General features: G+C 67.1%; 15 protein-coding genes and 1 pseudogene. 6 read left to right on the forward strand and 10 right to left on the reverse strand.

The genetic code is table 11. The features are described from left to right. Positions 1–28: 28 nt before the first annotated feature. The 6 genes from LG306_RS14085 to LG306_RS14110 all read right to left on the reverse strand — a co-directional run bounded on the left by LG306_RS14085 (position 29) and on the right by LG306_RS14110 (position 4,025). Entirely contained in the window at positions 29–394 is a 366-nt protein-coding gene (locus LG306_RS14085; protein ID WP_404415709.1) for a glycine zipper 2TM domain-containing protein, read from the reverse strand. A gap of 88 nt (positions 395–482) precedes the next feature. Beyond that, a complete protein-coding gene (locus tag LG306_RS14090) occupies positions 483–854 on the reverse strand; it encodes a hypothetical protein (protein WP_404415712.1) in 372 nt (123 codons plus the stop codon). A 64-nt stretch (positions 855–918) separates the two neighbouring features. Then, positions 919–2,601, reverse strand: a complete 1,683-nt coding sequence (locus LG306_RS14095) for a lysine--tRNA ligase (RefSeq protein WP_404415715.1) — start codon at positions 2,599–2,601, stop codon at positions 919–921. A gap of 41 nt (positions 2,602–2,642) precedes the next feature. Beyond that, on the reverse strand, positions 2,643–2,987 hold the full coding sequence (locus LG306_RS14100) for a RidA family protein (RefSeq protein WP_404415718.1): 345 nt from the start codon (positions 2,985–2,987) through the stop codon (positions 2,643–2,645). Between the two features lie 60 nt (positions 2,988–3,047). Continuing rightward, positions 3,048–3,524, reverse strand: a complete 477-nt coding sequence (locus tag LG306_RS14105) for a hypothetical protein (protein WP_404415721.1) — start codon at positions 3,522–3,524, stop codon at positions 3,048–3,050. A gap of 51 nt (positions 3,525–3,575) precedes the next feature. Further along, entirely contained in the window at positions 3,576–4,025 is a 450-nt protein-coding gene (locus tag LG306_RS14110; RefSeq protein ID WP_017504569.1) for an Lrp/AsnC family transcriptional regulator, read from the reverse strand. Positions 4,026–4,160: 135 nt separating this feature from the next. Here LG306_RS14110 and LG306_RS14115 point away from each other — a divergent pair, with 135 nt between their 5' ends. Together LG306_RS14115 and queA are read left to right on the forward strand one after the other, a co-directional pair. Continuing rightward, positions 4,161–5,447, forward strand: a complete 1,287-nt coding sequence (locus LG306_RS14115) for a D-amino acid dehydrogenase (RefSeq protein ID WP_404415723.1) — start codon at positions 4,161–4,163, stop codon at positions 5,445–5,447. A 346-nt stretch (positions 5,448–5,793) separates the two neighbouring features. Then, positions 5,794–6,879 carry a tRNA preQ1(34) S-adenosylmethionine ribosyltransferase-isomerase QueA gene (queA, locus tag LG306_RS14120; protein ID WP_404415725.1) on the forward strand — a complete coding sequence of 362 codons (1,086 nt, stop codon included), beginning with the start codon at positions 5,794–5,796 and terminating at the stop codon, positions 6,877–6,879. Between the two features lie 7 nt (positions 6,880–6,886). Here queA and pdxH read toward each other — a convergent pair whose 3' ends face one another. After that, positions 6,887–7,561 carry a pyridoxamine 5'-phosphate oxidase gene (gene pdxH / locus LG306_RS14125; protein WP_404419742.1) on the reverse strand — a complete coding sequence of 225 codons (675 nt, stop codon included), beginning with the start codon at positions 7,559–7,561 and terminating at the stop codon, positions 6,887–6,889. Between the two features lie 110 nt (positions 7,562–7,671). Here pdxH and LG306_RS14130 point away from each other — a divergent pair, with 110 nt between their 5' ends. Together LG306_RS14130 and aroC are read left to right on the forward strand one after the other, a co-directional pair. Further along, positions 7,672–8,418 carry a DnaJ C-terminal domain-containing protein gene (locus LG306_RS14130; RefSeq protein WP_404415728.1) on the forward strand — a complete coding sequence of 249 codons (747 nt, stop codon included), beginning with the start codon at positions 7,672–7,674 and terminating at the stop codon, positions 8,416–8,418. 9 nt (positions 8,419–8,427) lie between these two features. After that, positions 8,428–9,513, forward strand: coding sequence for a chorismate synthase (gene aroC / locus LG306_RS14135; RefSeq protein WP_404415731.1), 1,086 nt, complete (start codon positions 8,428–8,430; stop codon positions 9,511–9,513). Here aroC and LG306_RS14140 read toward each other — a convergent pair whose 3' ends face one another. Then, a complete protein-coding gene (locus LG306_RS14140; RefSeq protein ID WP_404415734.1) occupies positions 9,514–9,642 on the reverse strand; it encodes a hypothetical protein in 129 nt (42 codons plus the stop codon). A 98-nt stretch (positions 9,643–9,740) separates the two neighbouring features. On the opposite strand from LG306_RS14140, the gene LG306_RS14145 reads away from it, so the two are divergent. Beyond that, positions 9,741–10,082 carry a VOC family protein gene (locus LG306_RS14145; protein ID WP_404415737.1) on the forward strand — a complete coding sequence of 114 codons (342 nt, stop codon included), beginning with the start codon at positions 9,741–9,743 and terminating at the stop codon, positions 10,080–10,082. Between the two features lie 15 nt (positions 10,083–10,097). Here LG306_RS14145 and LG306_RS14150 read toward each other — a convergent pair whose 3' ends face one another. Together LG306_RS14150 and LG306_RS14155 are read right to left on the reverse strand one after the other, a co-directional pair. Further along, positions 10,098–11,432, reverse strand: coding sequence for a sigma-54-dependent transcriptional regulator (locus tag LG306_RS14150; RefSeq protein WP_404415740.1), 1,335 nt, complete (start codon positions 11,430–11,432; stop codon positions 10,098–10,100). Then, positions 11,429–12,927, reverse strand: a pseudogene (locus tag LG306_RS14155) (ATP-binding protein). The gene LG306_RS14150 and the pseudogene LG306_RS14155 overlap by 4 nt, the downstream one beginning before the upstream one ends. Before the next feature lie 505 nt (positions 12,928–13,432). On the opposite strand from LG306_RS14155, the gene LG306_RS14160 reads away from it, so the two are divergent. After that, entirely contained in the window at positions 13,433–14,794 is a 1,362-nt protein-coding gene (locus LG306_RS14160; protein WP_404415743.1) for a dicarboxylate/amino acid:cation symporter, read from the forward strand. The last annotated feature ends 113 nt before the right edge of the window (positions 14,795–14,907 follow it).

Genomic DNA, 14,907 nt, shown 5'->3' on the forward strand with positions numbered 1-14,907 from the left:
ATTCCTGGAGGAGTTTAAGGGGGTCACGTCATTGGCGATAGTTGGTGCCGGGGCCGCTGCGGATGCGCAGGTTCGACGAAGCGCGATACTGGGCGCCGCTGGAGGCGGAAGCAGCACGCGCGCGCTGCTGGTTACAGCCGATATAGGAACCGGCCGCGGCGCCGGCGCCCGCGCCGACGATGGTGCCGGCCGTGCGTTCGTTGCGGGCGAGGTTCGAGCCCACCACGCCGCCGACCACGGCGCCGATCAGAGCGCCCGCACGTTGGCGACCGCCAGGGGCGTCACAGTTGGTCACGCCATTGGCCTGAGCCTGGGCGGACATCGGGGCGGCGGTCACCATGGCGGCCAAGGCGGCAGCGGTGGCCAGACCGGTTTTGAAAATCTTGTTCGACATAACTCTTCTCCTGTCAGCGCGTTTGCCGATGAGGGGAGAATGCACGGACCAACCTGAAGGCTCCCGGAGCTTCGCCGTTATTTTCCGTTCATCTTGGCTGTTGGCGATGCCGGCGAATCTGGACGAGGGCCTCTTCGATGGATCGGACCACGATATGACGTCGACGCAGAAACTGAAAATCCATCACGCGTGCCCACAAATGCAATGACGCATCCTGACTGACGAGCATCGTCAAAGCCTCAGCCGGCGGTGGCGTGTCCAGTGCGCCGGCCAGTCGAGCAATCTGCTCAAATGACGCATCCCACGGCGTCGTCTCAGCCTCGACGATCCAGTCCCAGCTCCAAAGATCAGGGCGAACCTTGATGATTGCGAGCGCCTCACCCAATGCTGTCTCAGCCGAGACGCCGCTGTTCAGGTCGAGATGGAGAAGCTGCGCCTCCTCATCGATTCGATAACGCACACCCGGCTCCTTTGACGCGGGCGTCGATAGCGCGGTCTGGCTAACAGAACCTTCAGCGAAAAGGTTAAGCCTGCGCCAGTTCTCCGTTTGCGCCCGCTTCTATCAGGGCGATCGTCTGTGGCAGGCCGTAGATGGCGGCGAACGAACCGAAGCGCGGGCCTTGGCTGGCGCCAAGCAGCACCTCGTAGAGCGCGCCGAACCAGGCCCGCAGCGGCTCGAACGCGTGGGCCTTGCCGACCGCATAGACCTCGTTCTGGATCAGTTCGCCGTCGGTGGTGTCGGCCGGCAGCGCCTTCAGTCGTTCGGCCAGGTCCAGCAGCGCCGCCTTCTCCTTGTCATCCGGCAGGCGATAGGACTTCGAGGGCTTCACGAAGTCCTCGTAGTAGTTCAGCGCGTGGTCCATCAGCCGGTCCAGCAGCGGCTCGTTCCGCGGCGTCGCGTCAGGCAGGTATTTGGCGAAATAGGCCCACAGCTGATCCTTGGTCGAGGCGTTGGCCACGCCGACCAGGTTCAGAAGCAGGGCGAAGGACACCGGCGACGTGTGGGTCGGCGGATCACCCGCGTGGATCGACCAGACGGCGTTGTCGATCCGCTTGGCCGGCTCCTGGGTCTTGTAGCTTTCGATGAAGGCCAGATAGTCGTCGATGGCGCGCGGAATGACGTTGAAGTGCAGGCTTTTGGCCGACTTCGGCGACTGGAACATGTACCAAGACAGGCTCTCGGGCGTACCGTAGCGCAGCCACTCGTCCATTGTCAGGCCGTTGCCCTTGGACTTGGAGATCTTCTTGCCCTCGATGTCGAGGAAGAGCTCGTAGTTGAAACCCTCAGGCGGTGTGCCGCCCAGGGCGCGGCAGACCTTGGAGCTTTCGCGCACGCTCTCGATCAGGTCCTTGCCCGACATCTCGTAGTCGATGTCCAGCGCGACCCAGCGCATGGCCCAGTCGGGCTTCCATTGCAGCTTCACATGGCCGCCCGTGACCGGCACCTCGGTTCGGTTGCCCGGTTCGCCGGCGGGGTCTTCGAAGGTGATCGTGCCCTTCTCGACGTTGCGCGCCAGGGTCGGCACCTGCAGCACATGGCCCGTGATCGGGCTAATGGGCAGGAAGGGCGAATAGGTGGCGCGGCGCTCCTCGCCCAGGGTCGGCAGCATGATGGCCTGGACCGCGTCGAACCGTTCCAGAAGCGTCAGCAGCGTCCCGTCGAACCGGCCCGACTTGTAGGTCTCAGTCGAGGACATGAACTCATAGTCGAAGCCGAAGCTGTCGAGGAAGGCGCGCAGGCGGGCGTTGTTGTGCGCGCCGAAGCTGTCGTGGGTGCCGAAGGGATCGCGCACCCGCGTCAGGGACAGATGCAGGTCCTCGCGCAACATTTCCGGGTTGGGCACGCCCTCCGGCACCTTGCGCAGGCCGTCCATGTCGTCGGAGAAGGCGATCAGCCGCGTGGGCCAGTGGTCGCCCGTCAGGGCGCGAAAGGCGTTGCGCACCATGGTGGTGCGGGCGACCTCGCCGAAGGTGCCCATATGCGGCAGGCCCGACGGGCCATAGCCGGTCTCCAGGATCACTGGGCGCTGCAAGGCGGGAAAGGCCGCCAGGGCTTCATCCGCCTTGCCGGCGTCGATCAGGGCGCGCGCTTCGGCTCGCTCAGCCTCATCCAGCCGTTTCTTCAGAACATGGGCCAGCAGGTTGCGGGCTTGTTCGAAGGGCCAGGACTTGGCCTCGCGGGCGAGGGTTTCGAGGTTCTGAAGCATGGCGGCGGTTTGCAGTCTGCATCCCGCCTGGTCAACCGTGATCAGGCTTTGGCGGCGATTACGATGATCTCGACCTTGTAGTCGGGGGAAGCCAGCCGACTTTCGCCCGTGGCGCGGGCCGGCGGCTTGGCGGTGTCGACCCAGGCGTCCCAGACGCCGTTCATCGCCTCGAAGTCGGCGATGTCGGCCAGCCAGATCTGGGCCATCAGGATCTTGGACTTGTCGCTGCCGGCCTCGGCCAGCAGGGCCTCGATCTCGGCCAGCGCCGTTCGGGTCTGCGTCGCCACATCGTCGCCGGCTTCGCCGACCTGGCCCGACAGATAGATGGTGTCGCCGTGGACGACGGCCTCGCTCATGCGGGCGCCGGGCTGGATGCGGGTGATCATGGGCGGGGTCCTTCGAAAACGTCCCTCACCTATCGCCGCCGGGGCCCGGCTGTCGAGCGGCTAGCGGCGGTTGAACCGCGAGACGGTCAGGCCGACGACCAGGGCGCCGGCGCCGACGATAAGGGCGTCCTCGATCAGGCCGCTCTTGGTCTGGCCGATGCGGGCCATGGCCTTCTTGCGTCCCGAGAGGGTCAGATAGGCCAGCGGCACGGCCGTGCCGACCGCCAGGCCTGCGCCCAGCTTTTCACGACCGCGCGGAGCCAGGGCGGCGCCGGCGATGCCTGCGCTCATGACCCGCGCCAACAGGCCGAGGAAGACGGTGCGATCGGGCGCGGTCTTCATCTTGTCGCCCAGTAGTTCGCCGACGCCCATGGCCAAGGCGCCGAACTTGAACAGCGGCCGGTTCAGCAGGAAGACGCGGCCGGGCAAGGGCTTGTGCGCCAGTTCGGCGGCGGCGAGGGCCGCCATCGGGGTCATGGAACGGGCGCTGGCGACAGCGCCGATGAGGGCGGACGGGAGGAGGTCGAGGGCTTTCATGCCGCCACAACACCCGACCGGGCCGGAAGGTTCAGCCCGTTTCAACCCGTTTCAGGCGCGCGCCGCCAGGACGTTGCGGATCGCCAGGCTGGAGTGGATGCGCGACACGCCCGGCAGGCGCGACAGGACGTCCTTGTGGATCACCTCATAGGCGGCGATGTCGGGCGCAACGGCGCGGACGATGTAGTCGGCCTCGCCCGCCATCAGATAGCAGTCGCGGATTTCCGGGTGGTTGCGGACGGCCGCCTCGAACCGGCGCATGTGGTCGTCGGTCTGCTTCTCCAGCGTTATCTCGACATAGGCGACGACGCCGTCGTCGCTGTCGTTGGCCAGGACGGCGGCATAGCCCCGGATCACCCCGCGCTCTTCCAGCCGGCGCACGCGCCGCAGGCAGGCGGAGGGCGACAGACCGACGGCGGAGGCCAGGTCCGCATTGCTGATACGCCCGTCGGCGCGGAGCCGTTGAAGGAGGCGTTGGTCGAGAGGATCGAGCAGGGACACAAGTTTCCGCCGTTCAGCCGCAGATTATTGCGTCAGACTTTTATCAGTGACCAATCGTTGCGCAAACAGGCAGGATCGTCGATCCATGCGGCGCTAGCTTGCGGCGAATAACAACATTGGGCTTGGGAACGTCACATGCGGGTTCTGGTGCTTGGGTCGGGCGTCATCGGCGTCACCACCGCCTGGTATCTCAGCCAGGCCGGGCATGAGGTCACGGTCGTGGATCGCCAGGCCGGTCCGGCGCTGGAGACCAGCTTCGCCAACGCCGCGCAGATTTCGCCGGGCTATTCCGCGCCCTGGGCTGCGCCGTCGATCCCGGTCAAGGCGATGAAGTGGCTGCTGATGCGCCACGCGCCGCTGATCGTGCGGCCGCGGCTGGACATGGCCATGGTGCGCTGGACCGTCGCCATGCTGCGCAACTGCACCCATGAACGCTATGCGCTGAACAAGAGCCGGATGGTGCGTCTGGCCGAATACAGCCGCGACCAGATCGACCTGCTGCGCCGCGAGACCGGCATCACTTACGACGGTCGCCAGCAGGGTACGCTGCAGCTGTTCCGCACCGAAAAGCAGCTGGCCGACGTGCACAAGGACGTCGATGTGCTGAAGGCCGCCGGCGTGCCGTGCGAGGTTCTGGACCGCGCGGGCTGTATCGCGGCCGAGCCGGGCCTGGCCGCCTCCAACGTCGATTTCGTAGGAGGTCTGCGTCTACCGCATGACGAGACCGGCGACTGCTTCCTGTTCACCAACGCCCTGGCGAAGCTGGCGGCGGAGCGCGGCGTGGTCTTCCATACCGGAACCGACATCCAGTCGATCACCATGACGGACGGTCGCGCGACCGGCGCCATGACCAGCAAGGGCGCCATGACGGCCGATCTGGTGATCCTGGCGCTCGGCTCCTATTCGCCGATGATGGCCAAGCCGCTGGGGCTGGATCTGCCAGTCTATCCGGTGAAGGGCTATTCGATCACGGCCAAGATCGTGAACGAAGACCGGGCGCCCGTCTCCACCGTCATGGACGAGAGCTACAAGGTGGCGATCACGCGCCTGGGCGAACGCATCCGCGTGGGCGGCATGGCCGAGCTTTCGGGATACAACAACACCCTGCCCGCCGTCCGTCGCGAGACCCTGGTCCATTCGGTCGGCAGCCTGTTCCCGGGCGGCGGCGACCTGGCGGGCGCCAGCTATTGGTCGGGCCTGCGTCCAATGACGCCGGACGGCACGCCGGTGATCGGCGCGACCAAGGTTCCGGGGCTTTATCTGAACACCGGCCACGGCACACTGGGCTGGACTATGGCGTGCGGCTCGGCGCGGGTTTTGGCCGACATGGTCGACGGCAAGGCGCCCGAGATCGAGACCCGCGACCTGTCGCTGAACCGCTATGGCGGCTGGGCGGGAGCGTTCGCGCCGGGCTACAGCTGAGATCAGACGTCGGCGGGGGAATTTTACCGTCTAAAGAGTCTAATTCGTCTAATCGCGCGGCGGTGGGGCCTTGGGCTGCGGACGGGAATTCACCGTCTAAAGTGTCTAATTCGTCTAATCCGGCGCCATCATCCGGGTGATGCGCGGGCGGATTTTCGCCGTCCCTTCGGCCTGAACTTACGTTGTCAAAGATCGCCGACCAGTCTAGCACGTCGCCGGGGCACGGTCGGTTAGACGCCGCTCGGGCGCGAAAACCCTTTGTGAATCAGACAGCGGCGCGCCGACGATGCGCTGGCAGCACGCCGCGACGTGGCGCGGCGCGTCGGAGCGCCCTATAGAGCGCGCGATGAAGACCGCCGATTTCGATTTCGACCTGCCCGAAGACCGGATTGCGTTGCGACCGGCCGATCCGCGCGATTCCGCACGGCTGCTGGTGGTGAAAGGCGGCGCGCTGGAAGACCGGATCATTCGCGATCTGCCGGACTTCCTGCAGCCCGGCGACGCCCTGGTGTTCAACGATACGCGGGTCATTCCCGCCCGTCTGTCGGGCGTGCGTCAGCGGATCGGGGCCGAGGGCGAAACCCTGACGGTCGAGGTGGAGGCGACGCTGCATCACCGCGACGCGCCGGATGTCTGGTCCGCCTTCATGAAGCCGGGCAAGCGGATCAAGCCGGGGGATCGGATCCGGTTCGGAAACGCGAGCGACGCCGCTTTCGACCTGGGGCGACTGGACGCGACGGTGACGGCCAAGGGGGAAGACGGGCTGATCACCCTGACCTTCGACCTGGCGGGGCCGGCGCTGGACGATGCGATCCGCGAGGTCGGCGTCATGCCCCTGCCGCCCTATATCGCCGCCAAACGGCCTGAGGACGACCGCGACCGGTCGGACTATCAGACCGTGTTCGCCGAGCATGACGGATCGGTCGCGGCGCCGACGGCGGGGCTGCATTTCACCCCTGCCCTGCTGGACGCCATCCGCGCCAAGGGCGTCTCGACCCATGCGGTGACGCTGCATGTCGGGGCCGGCACTTTCCTGCCGGTCAAGGCGGACGACCTGGCCGACCACAAGATGCACAGCGAGTGGGGCGAGGTGTCGCCTGAAACCGCCGCCGCCCTGAATGCGGTCCATGCAAAGGGGGGGCGCATCGTCTGCGTCGGCACCACCAGCCTGCGGCTGCTGGAAAGCGCGACGGCCGAGGACGGCGAGATCAAACCCTTCCACGGCGACACGGCCATCTTCATCACGCCGGGCTATCGGTTCCGGGCGGTCGATGTGCTGATGACCAACTTCCACCTGCCGAAATCGACGCTGTTCATGCTGGTCAGCGCCTTTGCGGGCACGGCGACGATGAAGGCGGCCTATGCCCATGCGGTCGCCGACGGCTATCGCTTCTATTCCTACGGCGACGGGTCGCTGCTGTTCCGCGACTGATCGCGGGTCAGGGCCAGAGGCGACCTGAGCGCCAGGCCTCGCCGTCGCGGTCGAACCGCAGTCGGTCGTGCAGGCGGAACGGGCGATCGCGCCAGAACTCGACCGAGCGCGGCACGACGCGCCAGCCGGTCCAGTGGGACGGGCGCGGCACTTCCTGACCATCGAAACGCGCGGTTTCGCGGCCCACGGCCTCTTCCAGCACGGTGCGATCCGACAGGGGGCGGGACTGGTCCGAGGCCCAGGCGCCGATGCGGCTTTCGCGCGCGCGGCTGGCGAAATAGGCGTCGGCCTCGGCCGGCGTGACCGGCTCGACCGCGCCGCGCACCCGCACCTGGCGACGCAGGGATTTCCAATGGAAGGTCAGGGCGGCGGCCGCGCAACCGGCCAGTTCGACGCCCTTGGCGCTCTCGCTGTTCGAATAGAAGGTGAAGGCCCGCGCATCGACGTCCTTAAGCAGAACGATCCGCGCATCGGGCAGGCCGTCGGCGTCGATGGTCGACAGGGTCATGGCGTTGGGATCGTTCGGCTCGTGCGCCCTCGCGTCCGCCAGCCATTCGACGAACAGGCCGATCGGTTCGGGGCGATCGAAGATGGTCTCGTCGCCATTGGCGGCCAGGGCGGCGGCATAGTCGCGGGCGTATTCCTCACGCGACGGGCTGGGCGGGATCACGGATGCGGTCATGTGAGTGATGTAGTCGGTGCAGGCGCGGCTGGGAATGATCGAGGTCAAAAACGGGCGTGTCGCCGTCAGGGTTAACCGCCCATTGACCCTGATGGGCGAACGGTGACGGCATGAGCGCGCCTGTTTCGATTTCAGATGTGTCCGGCGTCCGAGAGGCCTTGTCGATCCTGGGCCTGGAAGCGGATGTGCGCGGCGATGTCGATGCGTCGACGCTGAAGGCCGCGTTCCGCACGGCGGTGAAGGCGGCGCGGCCGGATAAGGCGGGCGGCGACGCCGAGCGGTTCCGGCGCGTGATCGCGGCCTATCGGTTGATCCAGGCGCATCAGCCCCCTCGCCCCGCCCTGTCCGCGCCCACAGCGCGGCCCGCGCCGGCGCCGGTTCTGGCGCTGTCGCCGATGCAGGCCCTGGCCGGGGGTCAGGTCGAGGTCCGGCTGGGCGCGCGCACGGTGCGGGTCACGGTGCCCAGGGGCCTGCGCAGCGGCGCTCATCTGCGGCTGAGACGCGGGGCGGCGGACGGGAGCGACCTCTACCTGTCGGTGCTGATCAGGCCCGAGGACGGGCTGTCGGTCGTCGGCGACGACCTGTTCATGACCTGGACCGTCGAGCGTCGCCTGATGGCCGACGGCGGGCGAGTGGAGATCGAGACCCCTGTCGGCACGCGCTCGGCCTGGATCACCGCCGACATGGCCGCGCCGGTGCGGGTGCGGCTGAAGGACCTGGGCCTGCCAGCGCGTGGATCGCGGCCGGCGGGGCATCTGTTCGTGACGCTGGAGCCGTCGTCCGATGTCCCCTCGGCGGCCGAAGACCTGCTGGTGCGGTTCACGCGGGTCTGGACGCAGGAGCGTCTGGCGGCCTAAGTCGGGGCCATGTCGCACAACACCTTCGGCCATCTGTTTCGCGTGACCACCTGGGGCGAGAGCCACGGGCCGGCGATCGGCTGCGTCGTTGACGGATGCCCGCCGATGATCCCGCTGACCGAGGCGGATCTTCAGCCCTGGCTGGACCAGAGGAAGCCGGGCGGCAGCCGCTTCGTGACCCAGCGCAAGGAAAGCGACACGGCGCGCATCCTGTCGGGCGTGTTCGACGACGGCGACGGGCCGGTGACGACGGGCACGCCGATCTCGATCCTGATCGAGAACGAGGACCAGCGGTCCAAGGACTATGGCGAGATCGCCCGCGCCTATCGGCCGGGGCACGCCGACTATGCCTATCAGGCCAAATACGGGGTGCGCGACCACCGGGGCGGCGGTCGGTCCTCGGCGCGCGAGACGGCCAGCCGCGTGGCGGCCGGGGCCGTGGCGCGAAAGGTGCTGGGCGACGGCGTAAAAATCAGGGCGGGCGTGGTGCAGATCGGACCGCATAAGATCGCACCGGACCGGATCGACTTCGACGCCGTCCACGGCAATCCGCTCTTCACCGCCTCGGCCGAGGTCGTGGGCGACTGGGAGGCCTATCTGGACGGCATCCGCAAGGCGGGATCGTCGGTCGGGGCGGTCGTCGCCCTGGAGGTCACGGGCGTTCCGGCGGGCTGGGGCGCGCCCCTGTACGGCAAGCTGGACGGCGAGTTGGCCGCCGCCCTGATGTCGATCAATGCGGCCAAGGGGGTCGAGATCGGCGCCGGTTTCGAGGCCGCCGAACTGACCGGGGAACAGAACGCCGACGAGATGCGGCTGGACCTGAACAAGCAGCCGGTCTTCCTGTCGAACAAGGCGGGCGGCGTGCTGGGCGGGATTTCGACGGGCCAGCCGGTGACGGCGCGGGTGGCGTTCAAGCCGACCTCCTCCATCCTGACCCTGCGCCAGACGATCACCCGCGACGGCGAAGAGACGGACCTGCGCACCAAGGGGCGTCACGACCCGTGCGTCGCTCTGCGCGCCGTGCCGGTGGTCGAAGCCATGGCCGCCTGGGTGCTGGCCGACGCCTATCTGAGGCACCGCGCCCAGGTCGGCTGATCAGGGCTTGGGGCGGGCCGGTCGCGGGTTCGTGCGATCGCTGTCGAGCTTGCGCGGCGGTTCGACCGGACGCGCCTCGCACCGCATCAGGGCCATCAGGGCCGACAGGCCTGTCGTCATCACGATCATCGCTCGATTCCTGCAACTGCGAACCGTTTGCAGGTTTGCGCATGTCGAGGGCGCGTGCAAGACAAGGGACCGGCGGCGCCCAACTCAGGAGATCAACCGTGCGTGAAGACGGAAAGCTGGACTACCTCGAACTGCCCGCCGCCAACCTGCCCGCGACCAAGGCATTCTACAGCCAGGCGTTCGGCTGGACCTTCGTGGATTACGGCCCGACCTATGCGGCCTTCGATCAGGGTCTGGACGGCGGGTTCGACGCCGATCAGGCCGATCAGACCAAGGCGCCCCTGCCCATCCTGTACGCCCATGACCTGGAGGCCATGCTGGCCAGGGTCGAGGCGGCCGGCGGCCGGATCGTGAAACCGATCTACAGCTTCCCCGGCGGTCGCCGCTTCCACTTCGCCGATCCGGCCGGGACCGAAATGGCGGTCTGGTCCGAAAACTGAGCCGCTCAGGCCACGTCAATCCGCCCTGCGGTAGTCGTCGAGAATAATGCCGTGGCGTTTGACCTTGGCGTAGAAGGTCTTTCGGGGGAGGTCGAGCCGGGCCATGACGGCCCGGACATCGCCCCTGGCGGCCTTCAGCGCCTCGTCCAGCACGCGGGCCTCGAACGCCTCGACGCGCTGACTCAGGCTGCCGTCGGCGACGCCGGTCGCGCCGCCGCTTCTGTCGAGGCCGATGACGAAGCGCTCGGCGGCCTGGGCCAGTTCGCGGACATTGCCGGGCCAGTCACGCATCATCAGATGGGCGTCGGTCGCATCGTCGATCGGCGGCGGGGTCTTCTTTTGTCGCGCAGCCGCCTGCGACACCAGATGCCGGAACAGCAGCGGAATGTCCTCGCGCCGGTCCCGCAGGCTGGGCAGGGTCAGGGTGACCACGCTGAGGCGATAATAGAGGTCCGACCGGAAGGCGCCGCGCGCGGCCGCGGCGTCCAGATCGATCCGTGTCGTCGTCAGAAAGCGCAGGCTGAAGGCCTGGTCGTCCTCTCCCGAGATCTGTCCGGTCTCCATCAGCTTCAGCAGCTTGATCTGAAGCGCCGGCGAAAGCGCCTCTACCTCTTCCAGCAACAGGGTGCCGCCGTCGGCCTCACGGACGCGACCGCCGATCCGGCGCCCGTAGCCCGACGTCGGCGAGCGGCCGAACAGTTCGGCGTCGAGCACATCCTCCGGCAGGGCGGCGCAGTTGACGACGACGAAGGGCCGGGCGCGCCGGGCGCTGGATCGGTGCAGACCGCGCGCGACCGTCTCCTTGCCGACGCCGTTCTCGCCCTGGATCAACACATCCACGCCTGCCCGGGCGACCTGGGCGATCGTCTCGCGCAGCCTCACGATCGCGGGCGTCTGGCCGATCAGGCCGCTGCGTTCCTCCTCCGCCTCGGCGTCTTCGACCAACTGGGTCAGGCGACGGTTTTCCAAGACCAGTTGTCGCTGGCGCGCCGCGCGCTGGATGACGGGCAACAGACGATCGGCACCGAAGGGTTTGGGCAGGAAATCGAAGACCCCGCGATGCAGGGCGGCGACAGCCATGTCGATGTCGCCGTGTCCCGTCATCAGGATGAACGGCAACTCGGGATCGATGGCCGCCACGCGCTTGTGGAAATCCAGCCCGTCCAGACCGGGCATCCGGATGTCGGACAAGACGACGTGCGGGGGCGCGATCTTCAGCTGCGAAAAAGCCTCGTCGGCGGAACTCACGCCCGTCGGCGCGTAGCCCGCAAGCGCGAGCGTCTCGACCTGGGCCTCGCGCAGGTCGTCGTCATCGTCCACGACCAGGATCAGGGCGCCGTCCGAGGTCATGCGGGGTTCCTCCTGAGCCGGACCTCGAAATGCGCGCCGCGCCGCCCGTTCGACGCCACGACCAGACTGCCGCCGAAGGCCTCGACGATGTCACGCGAGATCACCAACCCCAGACCCAGACCGTTCGGCTTGGTGGTCGAAAAGGGGTGAAAAGGGTCCGCAGCGTCGCCTTGGACAGGCCCGGTCCGTTGTCCGTCACGGCGATGACGACCAGGTCCGATGTCGTCGAGACATCCAGCCCGATCCGCGCATCCGCATGATCGCCCAAGGCTTCAAAGGCGTTCTGCAACAGATTGACCAGCACCTGTTCCAGCCGCACGCGGTCCGCCTGGGCCGACACCCTCGCCTCGCCCGTCCGCTCGACAGCCACGCCGTCGTCACGCATCCGACTGCTGACCAGTAGCAGGGCGCCCTCGACCGCTTCGTCGACGACGACGGTGGTGGTGCGCGGCGGGGTCTTGCGCGCAAAGCCGCGCAAATCCTCGACGATGGCGCCGATCCGCTCGGTCAGTCCCTGGATGCGCGTCAGCTTGGCCTGCGCCTCATCCGGCTGCTCGCGCGACAGCAGGGTCAGGGCGTTGTCGGCGTTGGCGCGGATGGCCGCCACCGGCTGATTGATCTCGTGGGCGACCCCGGCGACGATCTGGCCCAGATGCGCCAGACGGTTGGCCTGAACTAGATCGGCCTGCAGGGTTCGCAGGCGCGCTTCGGTGCGTTTGCGATCTTCGATCTGGGTTCTCAACTGCGCGTTCGCCGCCGTCAGCGCCGTGGTGCGTTCATCGACGCGAAGCTCTAGCTCGCGCCGGACCTCGGCCTCCCGACGCTGCCCGTCCAGCCGGCGCAGATGCGCGCGCCAGATCCAGGCCAGCACGACCATCAGAAGCGCGCCCGCCAGGCCCGCCGCCCAGCGCACAGGCCCCGCCGCACGGTCGGCGTCGGCGATGGGGACCAGCAGCAGCAGGGTCCAGTCCTCCACCGGCAGGGCGCGACGCAGGGGAGCGAAGATCCGGCCGCCCATCTGCACCCGCCCGTCGTCCACCGGCGTGATCGCGGGGTTAAGGGGCGTCAGTGGCGCGTCGCCGAACTGCCGGCTGTCACGCAAGGCCTTCGCTCGGGCGGCGTCCAGCGGCTCAAGCGTTCGAAAGCGTCGCGCGGGGTCGGAACTCAGCACGATCACGCCGTCCCGGTTCGTCACCAGGGCCTGTTCCGCCTGCCGCCGCCAGGCGGCCTCGACCGTATGGAACTCGATCTTGACCACGATCACGCCGGCCGCGCCACCGACGCGGCGCGACAAATAAAGGCCGGGCCGGCCGCTCCTGGACCCAAAGGCGAAATATTCGTCGGATCCCGCCCGCATCGCCGTCTTGAAATAGGGGCGGTAGGCGTAGTCCGCCCCGACGAAACTGCCGGGGGTTCGATAGTTGTTCGCCGCGACCGCCTTGCCTTGGCCGTTCAGCAGATAGATGGCCGCCGCGCCGGTTTGCACCGCCAGCATATCCAGCCGCGCGTTGACCCTGTCCAGCAGGGCGGGCGCGGGATCGCGCAGCGCCTCCAAGATGATGTCCTCGCTGGCCAGAACCACGGGCGTGGCGCGATGCCGGTCAAGTTCGCTGGATAGCAAGGCCTGATCCAGCAGCAGGGTCGCCTCGGCCTGACGAACAATGTTTTGCGCCGCACGTTTTCGCGCGAGATCGCCCGCAACGATGATGGCGATCAGGATCAGCAGGCCGGCGAACACGAAGACGCCGATGCCCGCAACGCCCAGAAACTCACGCCTCGCGGCGAGTCTCGATCTCGTCAGAATTTGTGCTGATTTCGACACAACTCAACGTGTGCCGGTTTCGTTTTCAGCACAAGCGCTTCAGCTTTAAAAACGACAGCGCATTGTTAAATATATGTTTTCCTCCCCGGCCCGATCGCGAATTTTCGGTTTTGGCCTGTCCCAGCGCCGCCGCATCCTGATCGGTGAACGTCCCCGAGAGGACGATTGGGAGGTCACCATGATTATCACACCGACGATTGCCGACGACGGCAGCGCCAAGCGCAAGCCTTTCTATCGGCATCTCTATTTCCAGGTTCTGCTGGCGATCCTCGCCGGCGGCCTGATCGGGCACTTCTGGCCGACGTTCGGCGAAAGCCTCAAACCGCTGGGCGACGCCTTCATCAAGCTGGTGAAGATGATCATCGCGCCCGTGATCTTCCTGACGATCGTCACCGGCATCGCCGGGATGCGCGACGTGGGGCGGGTCGGTCGTGTCGCCGCCAAGGCCTTTGCCTACTTCCTGACCTTCTCGACCCTGGCCCTGATCATCGGCATGATCGTGGCCAATCTGGTTCAGCCGGGCCACGGCCTGAACATCGACCCCGCCAGCCTGGATGCCAGCGCGGTCACAAAATACTCCGATCAGGCGCATGAGACGACCATCGTCGGCTTCCTGACCAGCATCATCCCCGACACCTTCGTCAGCGCCTTCTCCGAGGGCAACATCCTGCAGGTGCTGTTCGTCTCGGTCCTGTTCGGGCTTGCGCTGGCCATGGTCGGCGATGTCGGCAAGCCGGTGCTGAGCTTCCTGGAGTCGATCAGCGTCGCCTTCTTCAAGCTGGTCGCCATTCTGATGAAGGCCGCGCCCATCGGCGCTTTCGGCGCCTTCGCCTTCACCATCGGCAAATACGGTATCGGTTCGATCGCCAATCTGGCCGCCCTGGTCGCCACCTTCTATGTAACCGCCGCCATCTTCGTGGTCGGGGTTCTGGGCCTGGTCGCCTGGGCCAACGGCTTCAACATTCTGAAGCTGATCCGCTATCTGAAGGAAGAACTGCTGCTGGTTCTGGGCACCTCGTCGTCCGAAGCCGCCCTGCCGAGCCTGCTGCAGAAGATGGAACGCGCCGGCGCCGCAAAGTCCGTGGTCGGCCTGGTCGTGCCCACCGGCTATTCGTTCAACCTGGACGGCACCAACATCTATATGACGATGGCCGCCCTGTTCATCGCCCAGGCGCTGAACATCGACCTCAGCCTGCAGGACCAGATCGTGCTGCTGCTGGTCGCCATGCTCAGCTCCAAGGGCGCGGCGGGCATCACCGGCGCGGGCTTCATCACCCTGGCCGCGACCCTGTCGGTCGTGCCGGCCGTACCGGTCGCGGGCATGGCGCTGATCCTGGGCATCGACCGCTTCATGAGCGAGTGCCGCGCCCTGACGAACTTCATCGGCAACGCTGTGGCCACCATCGTCGTCGCCCGCTGGGAAGGCGAACTGGATCGCGATGCGCTGAAGGCCGCGCTGGACGGCGAACCCCATCCGCTGGCGGCCCTGCCCGATCCGGCGGCCGGTCCCGGCGACAAGGCCCTGGTCACCGCCGACTGACCCGACTTCCCACAGGCGCCGTCGCGATCCGCACGGCGCCTGTTCCTTATCCGGACGCCCTTGGCCGCAAAGCTACGCAGTTCCCCTTACCGCGATTTGGGCGCTCCTTAACG

It is taken from the genome of Brevundimonas vesicularis (assembly GCF_044807075.1).
GTDB lineage: Bacteria > Pseudomonadota > Alphaproteobacteria > Caulobacterales > Caulobacteraceae > Brevundimonas > Brevundimonas vesicularis_G.

Coding starts and splice junctions, on each gene's coding strand:
- pdxH (WP_404419742.1), bottom strand. CDS start 7,561: ATGACCGCATCCGTGATCCCGCCCAGCCCGTCGCGTGAGGAATACGCC.
- queA (WP_404415725.1), top strand. CDS start 5,794: ATGAAGACCGCCGATTTCGATTTCGACCTGCCCGAAGACCGGATTGCG.
- LG306_RS14100 (WP_404415718.1), bottom strand. CDS start 2,987: ATGATCACCCGCATCCAGCCCGGCGCCCGCATGAGCGAGGCCGTCGTC.
- aroC (WP_404415731.1), top strand. CDS start 8,428: ATGTCGCACAACACCTTCGGCCATCTGTTTCGCGTGACCACCTGGGGC.
- LG306_RS14095 (WP_404415715.1), bottom strand. CDS start 2,601: ATGCTTCAGAACCTCGAAACCCTCGCCCGCGAGGCCAAGTCCTGGCCC.
- LG306_RS14085 (WP_404415709.1), bottom strand. CDS start 394: ATGTCGAACAAGATTTTCAAAACCGGTCTGGCCACCGCTGCCGCCTTG.
- LG306_RS14150 (WP_404415740.1), bottom strand. CDS start 11,432: ATGACCTCGGACGGCGCCCTGATCCTGGTCGTGGACGATGACGACGAC.
- LG306_RS14160 (WP_404415743.1), top strand. CDS start 13,433: ATGATTATCACACCGACGATTGCCGACGACGGCAGCGCCAAGCGCAAG.
- LG306_RS14140 (WP_404415734.1), bottom strand. CDS start 9,642: ATGATCGTGATGACGACAGGCCTGTCGGCCCTGATGGCCCTGATGCGG.
- LG306_RS14105 (WP_404415721.1), bottom strand. CDS start 3,524: ATGAAAGCCCTCGACCTCCTCCCGTCCGCCCTCATCGGCGCTGTCGCC.
- LG306_RS14130 (WP_404415728.1), top strand. CDS start 7,672: ATGAGCGCGCCTGTTTCGATTTCAGATGTGTCCGGCGTCCGAGAGGCC.
- LG306_RS14115 (WP_404415723.1), top strand. CDS start 4,161: ATGCGGGTTCTGGTGCTTGGGTCGGGCGTCATCGGCGTCACCACCGCC.